Annotated in this window: 10 protein-coding genes and 2 pseudogenes; 5 read left to right on the forward strand and 7 right to left on the reverse strand. The window is 72.5% G+C overall.

The genetic code is table 11. The annotated features are described in order from the left end of the window. From IEZ12_RS37780 to IEZ12_RS06155, 5 genes and pseudogenes are all read right to left on the reverse strand, one after another. A pseudogene (locus IEZ12_RS37780) lies at nucleotides 1–413 on the reverse strand (ABC transporter permease); the annotation flags it as partial. 56 nt (nucleotides 414–469) lie between these two features. Beyond that, a complete protein-coding gene (locus tag IEZ12_RS06140) occupies nucleotides 470–1,420 on the reverse strand; it encodes a carbohydrate ABC transporter permease (protein WP_043913030.1) in 951 nt (316 codons plus the stop codon). Between the two features lie 115 nt (nucleotides 1,421–1,535). Then, nucleotides 1,536–2,819: an extracellular solute-binding protein gene (locus IEZ12_RS06145; RefSeq protein ID WP_189271148.1), complete on the reverse strand. Its 1,284-nt coding sequence runs from the start codon at nucleotides 2,817–2,819 to the stop codon at nucleotides 1,536–1,538. A 311-nt stretch (nucleotides 2,820–3,130) separates the two neighbouring features. Further along, complete coding sequence (locus IEZ12_RS06150) at nucleotides 3,131–4,201, reverse strand: aldose epimerase family protein (protein ID WP_189271149.1); 1,071 nt, start codon at nucleotides 4,199–4,201, stop codon at nucleotides 3,131–3,133. A gap of 293 nt (nucleotides 4,202–4,494) precedes the next feature. Then, nucleotides 4,495–7,449: an ATP-binding protein gene (locus tag IEZ12_RS06155; RefSeq protein WP_189271150.1), complete on the reverse strand. Its 2,955-nt coding sequence runs from the start codon at nucleotides 7,447–7,449 to the stop codon at nucleotides 4,495–4,497. A gap of 275 nt (nucleotides 7,450–7,724) precedes the next feature. Between IEZ12_RS06155 and IEZ12_RS06160 the strand changes: the two genes are divergently transcribed. Next, nucleotides 7,725–8,768 (forward strand): terpene synthase family protein, encoded by a 1,044-nt coding sequence (locus IEZ12_RS06160; protein WP_189271151.1) that lies wholly within the window; start codon nucleotides 7,725–7,727, stop codon nucleotides 8,766–8,768. Between the two features lie 260 nt (nucleotides 8,769–9,028). After that, entirely contained in the window at nucleotides 9,029–9,355 is a 327-nt protein-coding gene (locus IEZ12_RS06165; protein WP_189271152.1) for a nuclear transport factor 2 family protein, read from the forward strand. 69 nt (nucleotides 9,356–9,424) lie between these two features. Here IEZ12_RS06165 and IEZ12_RS06170 read toward each other — a convergent pair whose 3' ends face one another. Together IEZ12_RS06170 and IEZ12_RS06175 are read right to left on the reverse strand one after the other, a co-directional pair. After that, nucleotides 9,425–10,645 (reverse strand): serine hydrolase domain-containing protein, encoded by a 1,221-nt coding sequence (locus IEZ12_RS06170; RefSeq protein WP_189271153.1) that lies wholly within the window; start codon nucleotides 10,643–10,645, stop codon nucleotides 9,425–9,427. A 90-nt stretch (nucleotides 10,646–10,735) separates the two neighbouring features. Next, complete coding sequence (locus tag IEZ12_RS06175; RefSeq protein WP_043913034.1) at nucleotides 10,736–11,068, reverse strand: hypothetical protein; 333 nt, start codon at nucleotides 11,066–11,068, stop codon at nucleotides 10,736–10,738. A gap of 113 nt (nucleotides 11,069–11,181) precedes the next feature. Between IEZ12_RS06175 and IEZ12_RS06180 the strand changes: the two genes are divergently transcribed. The 3 genes and pseudogenes from IEZ12_RS06180 to IEZ12_RS06190 all read left to right on the forward strand — a co-directional run. Beyond that, nucleotides 11,182–11,721 (forward strand): NUDIX hydrolase, encoded by a 540-nt coding sequence (locus tag IEZ12_RS06180; protein WP_189271154.1) that lies wholly within the window; start codon nucleotides 11,182–11,184, stop codon nucleotides 11,719–11,721. Between the two features lie 51 nt (nucleotides 11,722–11,772). Beyond that, complete coding sequence (locus tag IEZ12_RS39950; RefSeq protein WP_189271155.1) at nucleotides 11,773–12,561, forward strand: TetR/AcrR family transcriptional regulator; 789 nt, start codon at nucleotides 11,773–11,775, stop codon at nucleotides 12,559–12,561. Nucleotides 12,562–12,803: 242 nt separating this feature from the next. Next, a pseudogene (locus tag IEZ12_RS06190) lies at nucleotides 12,804–15,094 on the forward strand (hypothetical protein); the annotation flags it as partial.

Raw genomic sequence — 15,094 nt, forward strand, 5'->3', positions numbered from 1 at the left:
TGGGTGACCAGCAGGGCCCACATCAGCGGGCGGTAACCGGGGAAGCGCATCCGGGAGACCGCGTAGCCGGTGGTGGCGGCGATCAGCACGCCGATCAGCGTGGTGCCGCCGGCCACGATGGCCGAGTTGCCGAACCAGGTGAGGAAGCCGGTGTCGCCCAGCACCCGGCCGTAGTTGGCGAAGGTGGCCTTGTCCATGATCTTCGCCGGGTGCAGGTAGTCCATGTCGTCCGGCCCCAGCGAGATGTACGCGATGTACAGCACCGGGAACAGGGCGATCAGGCTGGCGACGATCAGGGTGCCGTGCGAGAGCACGGAGGCCAGCCGGGAGGACTCGCCGCGTGGACGGGCCTTGACGGGTCGTCCGACGGGCGCCGGGTCGTCGGTGGCGGGGCGGTCGGCGGTGAGGGTCATCGGGCTACCTGCCTGGTCCTTGGGCTGGGGTTCGGTTCCGGTCCGGGCGTCGGCGCTCATCCGTTGGCCTTCTCGACGCGGGCCGTCCAGCGGCGGTAGAAGCCGGTGAAGACGATCAGGATGGAGAGCAGCAGGATTCCGTAGGTCGCCGACTGCGCGTAGTCCGCGGGCTGCTGGCCGAAGCCGAGGCGGAAGGCCCAGGTGACCAGGATCTGCGCGTCGGGGGCGCCGGAGCCGAACAGCAGGAAGATGATGGCGAACTGGTTGAAGGTCCAGATCACGCCGAGCAGCACGACGGTGGAGGAGACGGTCCGCAGACCGGGCAGGGTGACGTGGCGGAACCGCTGCCAGGCGGTGGCGCCGTCCATCTCGGCGGCCTCGTACAGCTCGGCCGGGATCGACTGGAGGCCGCCGAGCAGCGAGATCATCATGAACGGCACGCCGACCCAGGTGTTGACCAGGATCGCGGCGAACTTCTGCGCCAACGGGTCGGACAGCCAGGCGGGTTCGGGCAGGTGCAGCATCGACAGCAGGCCGTTGACGGCGCCGCCGTCGGCGAGCATCAGCCGCCAGGAGAAGACGGTGACGAAGGTCGGCACCGCCCAGGGCAGGATCAGGACCAGCCGGTAAACGCTGCGGCCGCGCATCTTGCGGTTGAGCAGCATCGCCAGGCCCAGGCCGATGCTGTAGTGCAGGACCACACAGGTCACGGTCCAGACGACGGTCCAGATGAAGTGCGACCAGAACCGGTCGTACGCGGTCGGCCCCCACAGCACGTCCGCGTAGTTGTCGAGGCCGACGAAGTCGAAGCTGTCGGGTATGTGGTTGACGCCGATCTGGCGGCCCACGTTGAGGCTGGTGGCGTTGGTCAGGGTCAGGTAGAAGCCGCGCACCAGCGGGTAGCCGACCAGCGCCCCGAGGACGACCACGACCGGCGCGACCATCGCGTACGCGTACCAGTACTTCGAGTACGACAGCCTGATGCGCTGAACGACCGCAACTGCCATGGGTTGACACCTTCTCCGAGAGGTCCGCCGCCTGCCTCGGCGACTGGTGCTGTGTGGTCTGACGGGGCGCGCCCGGCCCACCGTCAGGTGTGGGCCGGGCGAGCCTGGTTCCGACTTACTTGCCGAAGCCCGGCAGGAGCTTCGCGTAGTCGGTGGCGGTGGCGTCCAGGCCGGCCTTGGTGTCGGACTGGCCCTGGACGATCTTGCCGAGGTTGGTGCCGAACGAGCCGAACAGCGAGGCGTACTCGGGCAGTTCGGGGCGCGGCTGGGCGGAGGTCAGGATCGCCTGGAAGTCGGCGATGCCCGGGTTGGCCTTGACCTCGGCGGTGTAGGCGTCGCTGCGGGTCGGCAGGGTGCCGTTCTTCAGCGCGAGGAAGGTCTGGCTCTCGGCGGAGGTCAGGAACGCGGCGAGCTTCTCGGCGGCGGCCTTGTGGGCGGCGTCGGAGCCGGCGTAGACGGAGACGTTGTGGCCACCGGTCGGGGCGCCGCCCTTGCCGGAGGCGCCGTTCGGGACGGCCGCGATGCCGAGGTTCTTCTTGTCGGCGAAGGCGGCGCCCTTGTAGACGTTGGTGACCTCCCACGGGCCCTGGATGATCGCCGCGACCTTGCCGGTGTTGAAGGCGTCCATCATGTGCGCGTAGGCGTCGGTGGTGACGTCGGCCTTCACGGTGCCGGGGGCGGTGAACATCGACTTGTAGGTCTCGACGGCCTTGACCGCCTCCGCCGAGTTGACGGTGATCTTCTTGCCCGCGGCGTCCACCATGTTGGTGTTCTCGCCGTACAGGAACGGCATGGCGTAGTAGCCGTCAGCGGCCTTCAGCCAGAAGCCGTCCACGCCCGCCTTCTCCTTCAGCTGGGCGGCGTCGGTCTTCAGCTCGTCCCAGGTGGTCGGCGCGGCGGTGATGCCGGCCTTGGCGAACAGCTCCTTGTTGTACATCAGGGCGAGGGTGTCGGTGACCAGCGGGACGCCGTAGGTCTTGCCCGAGTACTTGGCCTGCTGGATCAGCGAGGGCTGGAAGACGGAGGCGTCGGTCAGCGCCGGGGTGCCGTCCAGCGGCTCCAGGTAGCCGGCCTTGGCGAAGGCGGAGGTCCAGCCGACCTCGGAGCGGAAGACGTCCGGCGCACCCTTGGCACCCATCGCGGTCTGGAGCTTGTTCTGCGCCTGGTCGAACGGCACGTTCTCGAACTTGACCTTGATGTTCGAGTTCGCGGCCTCGAACTTCTTGACCAGTTCCTGGTAGTTCGGCGCCTCGTTGGTGGCGTTCGAGGTGTCCCAGTAGGTGATGGTGACCGGTCCGCCGTCGCCCTTGGCGTCCGAACCGGAGCCGCTGCTGCCGCACGCTGCAAGAGTGACCGCAAGAGCCGCAACGAGAGCGGAGGCCGCGATACCACGCCGCATGGAAACTCCTTGAAAGATGAGGGTGCCCGAGTGGGGGAGGACCGCGCATAATGGCTGTCCCAGCCGACTGCGCCGTTGCAGGCCGTCGGGCTTGAGCAGGAACGTAACAGCGCGGCCAACGCGACTGAAAGTCCTTGCAGCAAGTTTCTGCAAGTTCCAGGGGATCGTTACGTCCACGTGTCCTTAGAGTTGCCGCCGCGCGTCTTGACCATCCGTGGCCTTGCGGAGACTCCTTGCAGCCCCACCATCGCTGAGCAGGCAAAAGAGGGCCCCGGGAAGCTCCCGGGGCCCTGCTCGGTGCGCTGCTGCGGTCAGTCGGCGGTGCCCAGCCGCAGCACCGTGCTGGAGCGGAACTCCTGGCCCGGCCGCAGCTCGGTCGACGGGTAGGACGGCTGGTGCGGCGAGTCGGGGTGGTGCTGGGTCTCCAGCGCGACGCCCGCGAACGGGCCGTACCGCGTGCCGGACGGGCCGACCACGCTGCGGTCGAAGCCGTTCGCGGTGTACACCTGCAGGCCCGGCTCGGTGGTCAGCACCTCCAACGTCCGCCCGCTGCCCGGGTCGGCCAGCAGCGCCGCCCGCACCGGCGGCCCGTCCGCGGGGCGCTCGCGCAGCACCCAGTTGTGGTCGTACCCGTGCGAGAGCTTCAGCTGCGGGTGCCCCTGGGCGAGGCCCTCGCGGATCGGCCGGGCACTGGTGAAGTCGAACGCGGTGCCCGCCACCGGCTCGAACGGGCCGTACGGGATCTGCCGCTCGTCGACCGGCGTGATGGCGTCCGCGTCGATGGTCAGCAGGTGGCCGAGCACGTCGCCGCGGCCCTCGCCGGCCAGGTTGAAGTAGGCGTGGTTGGTGAGGTTGACCACCGTGGGCCTGGTGGTGACGGCCCGGTAGGAGATGGTCAGGTCGGCGCCGTTCATCGTGAAGTCCGTCCAGACGTCCAGCGCGCCGGGGAAGCCCTGGTCGCCGTCCGGCGAGTGCAGGTGCATCCGCACCCCGTCGGGGATCTCCTCGGCCTGCCACACCCGGTGCGAGAACGAGTCGGGCCCGCCGTGCAGGGTGACGCCGTGTCCGGTCGGCAGCAGCGGGTGGTCCTCGCCGTCCAGGGTGACCCGGCTGTCGGCGATCCGGTTGGCGTACCGACCGACGGTGACGCCGTAGTGCTTGGCCGGGCCGAGCAGCGCCCCGACGTCCTCGGTGGTCAGCAGCACCTGCGCGGGCGTGCCCGCGCGGTCGGGCGCGGTCAGGGTGTGCAGCGCCGCGCCCAGGGTGATGACGGTGGCCTCGATCCGGTCGGAGCGCAGCGTCCACCGGTCCAGTCCCATCCCGGCCCCGGACGAGTCGTACGGTGCGCGGTGCACCTCGGTGGGCCGGTCCGGCACGGTCATGGGCTGCTCCTCGGTTCGTGATCACGCTGTTCGGCTTGTTCGTGATCACCCTTGTCGGCGGGGGCCTGTCCGGCCGGTCTTGTCGGATCAGCGCGCGGCGTCGGGCGCCCGGCTGGGAGTGCCGGCGAACCGTCCTCGTACTGGACGTACTTGGATGGTTTGCCGGTGCTTCCAGGCGGGATGATCCGGCGTCGCGCGCCCGGCAAGACCGGCCGGACAGGCCCCAGGGTAGCCCGCCCCGGCGGGCGGGTCGGTGACCCGCTCCCCGCGCGCCGGGGTGGTCCATCGGGCCGTCAGACAGCCTGCCCGGGGCCGTCGCCGGGCAATCCGAGCGCGTCGGCGAGACCCTCCGGTCCGGTGCCGAGCTTGCGGTGGACGGCGGCCAGCCGCTGCTTGACCACCGACACCGGCAGCTTCAGCTGTTCGGCGATCCGCTGCGGCGGCAGGGCCCGCGCCGCCAGTTGGGCGACCTCCAGCTCCTGCTCGTTGAGGGTGACCTTGACGGGCACCAGCGCCCGGCTGGGCTGCAGGCCGGACGACGCGAGCACGTTGCGGGCCCGCACCTCCAGGCCGTCGGCCCCGCAGTGCTTGGCCAACTCCATTCCCTGGTAGAGGTGTTCGGCGGCCTCCAGGCTGCGGCCGACCTGCACCAGGGCGGCCCCGAGGTCGACCAGCGCGTGCGCGTGCTCGTAACTGGCCGGGGAGCGGCCGAGCAGGGAGACGGCCTCCTGGAGCAGTTCGACGGCCCGCGGGCCCTCCCACACGCTGGCGGCCAGCCGCAGCGCGCTGCCGATCGCCGACGGCGAACCGGACTCCCGGGCCCGGGCGACCGCGTCGTCGCCGTTCTTCCGGGCGGAGGGCAGGTCCCGGTGGGCCATCGCCACCGCCAGGTGGCCGGCCCACGGCGCGTGCACGGTGGAGCGCCACCCGCGCTTGTCCAGCCGCATGCCGGTCTCGGCGAGCACCTCGACCGCCATGTCGTAGTCGCCGCGGGAGATCAGCAGCTTGCCGTAGATGGTGGCGACGTCGGGCAGCACCAGCGCGGTCTGGTGGTACGGCGGCGAGAAGCGGTACCGCTGCGCGATCTCCCAGGCCTCCCGGTCGCGGCCGCGCGCCAGCAGGGTGTCGATCAGCGAGCCGACCAGGTTCCACTGCAACGGCAGGCCCGAGCCCATCCGGTCCGCGATCCGCAGACCCCGGCGCAGGAAGTCCTCGGCCTCCGGGAGGAAGCCGCGGCGCAGCCGGGCGAAGCCCATCAGGAAGTAGGCGAAGCCGCGGTGCGCGCCGCTCCACCCGGCGATCTCGAACTCCAGGATGGCGGAGCTGAACAGCTTCTCGGCGCGGGCGAGTTCGTCGTTGTAGGCGAAGCACAGGCCGAGCAGCGCGGGCAGTTCGAAGTTCCAGGTGGTGTTGGTCCAGCCGAGGCTGCGCGGCAGCCGGCCGAGGACCAGGGCGTCCTCGGCGGCCCGCAGCGCCTCGGAGGTGGGGCCGCCCTTGAGGGTGAGGTCCCAGGCGTGCAGGGCGCGCACCGGCTGGGAGGCCTCGCTGTCCTCGTCGACCTGGGCGACGAGCGCGGTGACCTTGTCGGCCCGCTCGCGGCCGTTGTCCTCGTCCCGCTGGAGGGCGGTGCACAGCAGGTGGGCGGTCAGCAGCCGGACCTTGCCGAGGCCCTCGGCGGTGTTCTCGGCCTCGGTCAGGCACAGCCTGGCGGCCCCGGTGAGGTCGCCGCCGTGGGCGATCACCTCGGACAGCCGGAACACCGCCTCGACGCGCAGGTCGGGGCTGAGGCCGTCCTCGATGTCGAGCGCGCGGCGCAGCTGGTTGGCGGTCGCGTCCGGGTCGGTGAGCAGCGCGGCGCTGCCGAGTTCGTACAGCACCTCGGCGCGGTCGTCCTCGTCCGGCGGCTCGGCCAGGGCGCGTTCCAGGCAGCGGCGGGCGGCTTCGGGGGCGCCGATGGCGAGGTTCTCTGCGGCGGCCCGGCGCAGTTTGCGGACCATCCGGTCGTCGCCCTCGCCGGGGTGGGTCTCCAGCAGGTGCCGGGAGGCGGAGAGCAGCGAGCCGCCCCGGTCCTCGATCGCGGTGGCGGCGATGCCGTGCATGCCGGTGCGGGTGGCGTCCGGGATCGACTGGTAGATCGAGGTGGCGATCAGCGGGTGGACGAACTCCAGCTTGCCGTTGGGCTGGCTGGTGAGCACCCGCAGCCGGCGCAGCTCGCGGACCGACTGGGCGGACTGGGCCGGGCCCTGGGCGCAGATGGTGGCGGCCAGCTCCTCGCTGATCTCGGTGCCGAGCAGGGCCGCGGCCCAGGCGAACTGGATGACGGTCGGGCCGAGCTTGTCGAGCCAGTAGTCGCGGCCCTGGCCGCGGGCGGCCGCGGCGAGGTCGCGCAGCCGGGGCGAGTTCTCCTCGACGGGTTCGAGGTTCTGGTCGCGCACCTCGCGCAGCAGGGCGACGGTGTCGAACGGGGCTCCGGCGGTGACGGCCCACACCTGGCGGCAGAACGCGTCGTCGGCCTCGGCGAACTCGCTGTGCACGATCTCGGCGATCGACAGCGGGTTGAGCGGCAGCAACTCGTGCCGGCGCTCGGCGCGTTCCTGGATCTGCAGGACGAGCGGGCGGGCCGCCTCGTCGAACTCGTGGCGGTAGGCGAAGACCAGCAGCACCGGAAGCTCCCGGGCGCGGATCGCGAACGAGGCCAGCCAGGCCAACGACTCCTGGTCGACCGCGTGCAGGTCGTCGATCACCACGACCAGCGGGGCCCGCCGGGGCGCGAGTTGGGTGATGACGAAGTCGAGGCCGTCGTGCACGCCCTGCGGGTCGATCCGCTCGACCTCGTCGGACGGCGGGGCCAGGCCGACGGCCGGCGCGACGATGTTGTACCAGTTGCCGAACACCTCGGTGCGCTCGTCCTCGTCGAGGTCGCCGAGGACGGGCAGCAGCAACTGCCGCAGGACGCGGAACGGTTCGTGCTTCTGGCGTTCGCTGCCCCGGGCGAACAGCACGGTGGGGTCCTTGCGGGCGCCGGCGATCCGGCGGACCTGTTCGAGCATGGTGGTCTTGCCCATGCCGGCCGGCCCGGAGAACAGCAGCAGTTCGCCGATCCTGGTGCCGCCCGCGGCGAACTCCCGGCACAGCTTGTCCACGGCCTGTTCGGCGGAGTGGAGTTCGTTGTCGCGCTCCCACAGCCGCTTGGCGACTGCTCCCTCGCCGGCCACCGATTCCTGCGGCCCGCTCTGCTGTTCGGCCACGTCCGTCCTTCCGCCTCGCCTGCCCCGCACTCCGCTTCGACCATAGCGTCGTCGAGGGCGGCACGGGCGGCGTTCCCGCAGGCGGTGGCCCCTACGGGGAGTCAGATCGCCTGGTCAGGGGCAAATCCCTTGCAACAGACGATCACTGACGGATCACCAGGTTAACTCTTTCCGGTTTCCGAGGTGTATTCGATCTTTGCGAGGGAAGACCGACGCCGGGCGCGAGCCCGAAATCGACTTGACGCCCCAGCACATCAGGCCGCTCTGGAGAAACGTTGGCTGCCATACCCCCGCTCTTCTGCCCCATCCCCTCGACCCTGCACCCCGCGCACGAGACCGTCGGCAAGAGCACCGAGCTCTGGCTCGACACGATGGGCTTCACGCAGGAGGAGGAACGCCGTCGTCGCCTCCTGGCCATCGGCGCACACGAATTCGTCTGCCGGATCGCCAAGGACGCCGATGGCATCACGGGGCTGGAACTGGTTTCGCAGTGGCTGTGCAGCATGCTCACCCTGGACGACGAGTGGGACACCGGCCGACTGAGCCGAGACCCCTCCCGTGTACTCACGATAGCAGCCACATTACTCGCCGTTATCAACTCCACGCCTTCCCACCCGGCGGAGTCGGACATCTACGTCGCCTCGGTGCGCGACGTGTTCCGCAGAGCCCGGGACTGGGCCCCCGCGGTCGCCGTGAAACGGTGGGCGGACAGCCAGTTGGAGTCCTTCATGGGCGCCGCCGCCGTCACCGCCTACCGGGCGCAGGGCCGGCCGATGACGCTCTCCGAGTACCTGACGATAGGGCCGCTGGACCGCGGCAGCCGCTCCTGCATCGAGATCATCGAGGTCTGCGAGCGCACCGCCGTCCCGCAGTCCCAACTGGACTCGCCGCGGGTGCACGCGCTCACCGAGGCCGCCAAGTTCCTGGTGCTGATCGCCGCCGACGTCTACTCGTACCGGCGGGAGGACAGCCAGGGCGCGCTGGAGAGCAACATCGTCGACGCCCTGGAACGACATTTGGGCTGCAAACGGGACCAGGCCCTGCAGGAGGCCGCCGCGCTGCACGACCGCACCATGGTCCTGTTCCTCCGCCTGTCGGACCGCGCCTCCCGCCGTGCCGGGCCCGAACTGCGGCGCTACATCGACCAGTTGTCCAACCTGGTGAGCGGGAACCTGGAGTGGGGATTCACCTCCGCCCGCTACACCACCCGCACGCCGGGCGTCGTCCCGATCGCCGAGCGTGCCGAGCGCCCCGCCGACGGCCGGCTGACGCCGCCGCCCTATCCCGAGATCGCCTGGTGGTGGGAGCAGCTCTGGTGACGGATCGCTGACGGCCCGACAACCGCGCCGCGCCTCCCCGACCGGGGCGCGGAACCGCCCATCGGGACATCACACCACACCACTCCCCCGGCCCCGGCCCGCGGCACGCGCCCGGGGCCGAAGCGTGCCCGCAGCGGTGGCGCACCGGCTCCGACCGGCCCAGGAGGGCTGGCGAACGGCGGTCCGGCGTGGTCACGTCGGGTCAGTGTCCGATCCGTCGGGCCCGACCCGCCGTTCCACCGCCAAGGAGTGAACCCCTCATGACCATCGCCGTCGACAAGCTCTCCGACCCGGCCGTGCGCCGACTGCTCGGCGCCGTCAACTCGGGCAACCGGGACGCCTTCTTCGCCGCGCTCACCGACGACGCCACGATGTCCGACGACGGCTCCCAACGCGACCTGGCGGACTGGGTGGACCGCGAGATCTTCTCCTCGCACGGGCACATCGAGGTGCAGACCGAGAAGTCCAACGGCCGCGCCCTGGTGGCCGACTTCCGCAACGACGCCTGGGGCGAGATGCGCACCGCCTGGAGGTTCACCGTCGCCTCCGACGGCCGGGTCAGCCACTTCGACACCGGCCAGGCCTGACCGTCCCCTTGGCGGGCGGTCCGTCCGCACCGGCCGGCGGCCGCTCGCGTCAGGACGGCCGGCGACCGGTCAGCCCCGGGCCGCCAGGCACTCCCGGACGGCCGTGATCAGCGCCCGCGAACGGATGTCGCCGGTGACGCCGGGCTGCATGCCGTTGGTGACGTAGCCGAAGCCGACGCCCAGCTCCGGATCGGCGAAGCCCAGCGAACCGCCGCGGCCCGGGTGGCCGAAGCTCGCCGGGGACGCCATCGGCGAGGTGCCGCTGTGCCGGAAGAAGCCCTGGCCGAACGTGGTGTTGACGATCAGCACCCGGTCCGGCCCGTGCACCGAGGGGCCCACCGCCTCGGCCAGGGTGGCCGGCTCGAACAGTGCGGGCCGCCGCTGCCCGGGCGCGTCCGTCCGGTCGGTGGGGCCGATCAGCGCCGCGTAGAACCGGGCCAGCGACCGGGCGGTGCCGATGCCGCCCGCGCCCGGCACCTCGACGGCCCGCACCGCCGGGTCGTCCAGGTCCACGCTGCTGCGCACCGAGCCGAACGAGCGGGCCGTCAGCGAGCGCGGGTCCCGGTAGGCGTCCACCACGGACTGCTTGGGGCGTATTCGCATCCCGCCCGGCCCGGCCTTGGCCGCCTCCGGCGCGGGCAGGTCGACCAGCCGGCCGACCCGGCCGGACTCGGCGGCGGGCAGGCCGATCCACAGGTCCAGGTCGAGCGGCGCGGCGATCTCCTCCGCGAAGTACCGCCCGACGCTGCGGCCGCCGGCCCGGCGCACCACCTCGCCGACCAGCCAGCCGAACGTCAGCGGGTGGTAGCCGTGCGCGGTGCCCGGCTCCCAGGCCGGGGCCTGCGCGGCGACGGCCGCCGCGGCCGGGTCCCACGCCAGCACGTCCTCGATCCGCAGCGGCACGTCCAGCGCGGGCAGCCCGGCCTGGTGCGACAGCAGCCAGCGCACCGGGATCCTCGCCTTGCCGGCCTGCCCGAACTCCGGCCAGTACGAGGCCACCGGGGCGTCCAGGTCGAGCAGCCCGCGCTGCGCCAGCAGCAGCGCGGCGGAGGCCGTCAGCCCCTTGGTGACCGAGCGCAGCACCTGCGCGGTGCCGGCCTCCCAGCCCACCGCGGGCGCCGGCCTGCCACCCACCTCCGGACGGGCGTCGCCGCCCCACAGGTCGACCACCGGCCGGCCGTCCAGGTACAGCGCGAACGCCGCACCCAGCTCCCCGTACTGCCGGAAGTTGCCCTCGAAAGCCGCCCTGACCGGCGCGAATCCGTCCGCCGCGAAACCCTGGATCTCCACCCGCCCACCTTAGACACCGCCCTCCGCGACCTGCGGAGGGACCGGCTCCGGTGGGCTCGTCACCGCTCCACGGCTACTCCCTCTCCACCGCTACTCCACCGTCCAACCGATGTGGCCGATGCCCGAGGAGTAGATGGCGCAGTGGCCCGCCGACTCCTGGGTCTCGCCGGGCTGGGCCGTCACCGAGGTGCCCGAGACGTCCGGCGCGAGGCCGCACACGATGTCGGCGTGGAAGGTGATCGGGGCGCCGGTGTTGTTGGTGCAGAGCACTCCTCCGGTCAGCGGGTCGTTCTCGTGCACCCAGGTGGTGCAATCCAGCCCCGAACGCACGGCGGCGGGCCCGGACGCGGCCGCAGCGGGCAGCGCGGTGCCGAGCGCGACCAGGGCGGCGGCGACGGACAGGACAACGGCACGGTTCCTCAACGATCCTCCCGGAGCAGGTGACTGACGGTCCGACAACTGACTTTCCCGGCTCGGCCGTTCCGTATACCAACTCTTTCGAGTGATACCGGCCGTCCGGGGCCAGAATGGCGGTCATGACCACTCCCTCCCCCGACTCCCCTGCCGCTCCGCTCGACGAACTCGTCGACGTGGTCGACGAACACGACCGGGTGCTGCGCACCGCGCCCCGCTCCGAGGTCTACCGCGACAACCTGCTGCACCGCTGCGTCTTCGTGCTGGTCCGTGACCCGCGGGGCCGGATCTTCACCCACCGCCGCACCGACACCAAGGCGTTCGCCCCCGGCGCCCACGACTGCTTCGTCGGCGGTGTGGTCGGTGCCGGCGAGAGCTACTCGGAGGCTGCCGTCCGGGAGGCCGAGGAGGAACTCGGCGTCACCGGCATCCGCACCCGCCCGCTGTTCCGCTTCCGGTACACCGACGGCGAGCACTTCAGCTGGTGGTCCGACGTCCACGAGGCCGAGTGGGACGGCCCGGTCTCCCCGCAGGTCGAGGAGATCGCCTGGTACGCCTGGCTCACCGAGGACGAGCTCACCGACCGCCTCGCCACCTGGGAGTTCGTCCCCGACGGCCGGGAGGCCTGGCGTCGCTACCTGGAACAGCGCGCCACCGGCTGACCGCCCCGGACCTGCTGTCCCGCGCCACCCCGACGAACTAGGGTGGGCCGCATGGCTTCCCGTACGCCGTCCGTGGCGCCCCGCGCGGAGGAACAGCAGCCCGCCCGCACCCCCCGGCGGCGGCTCACCGTCGACGAGCGCCGCGAACAGCTCATCGCGGTCGCCCTCGAACTGTTCTCGGACCGGGCCCCCGAGGACGTCTCCATCGACGACATCGCGGCCGCCGCCGGCGCCTCCCGACCGCTCGTCTACCACTACTTCCCCGGAAAGCAGGCCCTCTACGAGGAGGCCCTCCGCCGGGCCGGCCGGGAGCTCGCCGGACGCTTCGAGGAGACCGCCGACGGCCCGGTCTCCGAGCGCCTGTACCGCGTCATGGGCCGCTACCTGGACTTCGTCCAGTCCCACGAGACCGGCTTCACCGCGCTGCTGCGCGGCGGCTCGGTCGCCGCCAGCCCCGACGCCGACGCCGTCATCGACCAGGTCCGGCGCGCCGCCCAGGAACAGATCCTCCGTCACCTCGGCCTCGCCGACCCCAGCCCGACTCTGCGCCGCACTGTCCGAGCCTGGATCGCCAACGCCGAGATCAGCTCCCTCGACTGGCTCACCGACAAGCCCGTCCCCGCCGAGACCCTGCAACTCCACCTGGTCCAGGACCTGGTCGCCGCGCTCGCCGTCACCGCCACCCGCGACCCCGAACTCGCGGCCCTCCTCCCCGAGCTCTTCACCGCCGAACAGCCCGACGGCCCCACCGCCCGCCTCCTCCGCGACCTCACCACCACCCTCGCCACCCCCACCCTCACCACCTCCCTCCTCCACCTCGCCACCCCACCCACCACCTGACCGACCCACAGCCGCACCACCAACACCACCAACCACCCGCCCCCGGACGACCCTTCTTCCTGCGTCGTTCACCTCCCCTCCCCTCACACCCGCGCCGCAGGCGCTCCCCTTTCCCCACCCGCACCACCAACACCACCCGCACCACCAACCACCCGCCCCCGGACGACCCTTCTTCCTGCGTCGTTCACGTCTGATAAAAAGTGCCTGAACTGTCCACACCCGAGAACGAGGGGGCTCGGCGAATGACGCAGGACGGCTTCGCCGCCGCAGACCGGATCACGGCCACGCTGGACGCGGCGTCCGCCGCACTTCTCGGCAGCCGCGCCACCCACTACCCCGTCGACGCGCTCACTGCGTTCCGCCGACCCCAACACCCAGCCGCCAAGGCCCTGTTCGGCCTGCGGATCAGCCAGATCGGGCCCGGCCTGCTCTCCGTTCCGAAGCTCGGCACGGTGATCGAGATCTCCGCCAACCGCCGGCCGAACGCGACCGCCGGCCGCGAGGCCGTCCCCGTTCTGACGCAGCGTTTCGCCGCCTCCGCCCTGGGCCTGACCGACGTCCCGTCGGTCTCCTCGCTGCGGGTGCACGCCGAGCCGAGCCCGGTGGACAGTGGGCCGCTGGCCGGCTTCACCCCCTCCCTCGCGGCGCTGGCCGAGCCCCGGGTCACGGTCGCCCCGGACGAGCTGTCGACCGGCTCCGGCGTCGAGGCGCGCCTGGTGGTCCCGCCCGCCTTCCACACGCTGACGGTGCGCGGCTCGGGCAATGCCCTCTCGGCCCATCTCGCCGAGACCGCCGAGGAGTTGTTCTCCGGTGCCACCCCGGCCGAGCGCAACGACTTCGCCGTGGTGGCCGCCCTGCTGGCGGAGCAGTTCGCCGCAGCGAACGTCGCCTACGCGGGCCTCGGCGCGCTGCTGGTGAACGGCCGCCGCTCGCGGGTCTCGCTGGTGGTGTCGACCGTTCCGTGCGCCCAGCCGATCCAGGAGCTGGCGGTGGAACTGTCCACCGAGCGCCCGTACTCCGAGGTGTGGACGGTGCTGCTGCCGGCCGGCCCGGCCGCCGTGCTGGTGGAGAACCGGTCGATGCCCGCCCTGAAGGAACTGCGCGACGAACGCCCCGGCGGCGTGGTGCACAGCTCGGTGGTCGAGGCGTTCGTGCCGATGCCGGACGGGGCGACGGTCCTGACGGTCCAGCTGACCACCTCCGACACCGAGGACTGGGACGTCTACACCTCGGTCTTCGCCGACCTGCTCTGCTCGGTCCAACTCGCCTGGGACGGTGTGGCGGTGGCCCCTGCCCCGGTGCCGGTCGGCCGGGCCGTCCCCGCGCACGCCCCGAACGTTCCGGCGCAGTCCGCCGCGCCGTCCGTGCCCGTCGCCCCGCCGGTGCCGGTCGCGGCGCCCGAGCAGCCTGACGCCCCGTCGGGCACCTCGGTGCGGGTCCCGCCCTCGGACTTCAACCCCTTCGCGGCGCCCGCCCCCGCCGATCTGCCGGCCCAGCAGCCCTCCCCGGTCCTGGCCTCCGCCGACCCGTTCGGCGCCCCGGCACCGACCGCCGCACCCGCGCCCGAACCGGAGGCCGCCGACCCGACCAAGGGCCGCCTGGTCAGGGTTCCCCCGGCGGACTTCAACCCCTTCGGCGCTCCGGCCCCGGCCGCCGCCGCACCGGCCCAACCCGCCCCGGCCACCGACCCGTTCGGTGCACCGGACCCGTTCGGCGCACCCGACCCGTTCGCCGCCGCTGCCGCCACCCCGGCGGCCGCGCCCACGCCGGAGCCCGAGCCCGAGCCCGAAGCCCCGGACCCCACCAAGGGGCGCTTCGTCAAGGTGCCGCCGGCGGACTTCAACCCCTTCGGCGCACCCGCACCGGCCCCGGCCGCCGCACCCGAGCCCGCCGCACCCACCGCCGACCCCTTCGGCGCACCCGACCCCTTCGCCGCCCCGGACCCCTTCGCCGCGTCCGCCGCCGCGCCGGCCGCCGCACCCGAGCCCGCACCGGCCGCGGCCGACCCGACCAAGGGCCGTCTGGTGCACGTGCCCCCGGCCGACTTCAACCCGTTCGCACCCCCGGCCCCGCCCACCACGGCAGCCGAACCCGAGCCCGAGCCGGAAACCCCGGACCCGACCAAGGGACGCTTCGTCAAGGTCCCCCCGGCCGACTTCAACCCCTTCGGCGCACCCGCCCCGGCACCAGCCGCCGCACCCGCCGCACCCGCGCCTGCTCCGGTCGCGGCACCCGCGCCCGCTCGGGCGGCCTCCGCCGACCCGTTCGGGACCGTCCTGTCCTCCGAGCCGGCCGACCCGTTCGGGACGGTCACCGGCTCGCCCTCCGCCATTCCGCCCCGGCCCAGCGCGCCGCCGACGGTCCCCGCTCCGACCGCTCCGCCGGAGCCCGCCGACCCGACCAAGGGCCGTCTGGTGCACGTGCCCCCGGCGGACTTCAACCCGTTCGCACCCCCCGCCCCGCCCACCACGGCAGCCGAACCCGAGCCCGAGCCGGAAACCCCGGACCCGACCAAGGGACGCTTCGTCAAGGT

Source organism: Kitasatospora griseola (assembly GCF_014648555.1).
Lineage (GTDB): Bacteria > Actinomycetota > Actinomycetes > Streptomycetales > Streptomycetaceae > Kitasatospora > Kitasatospora griseola.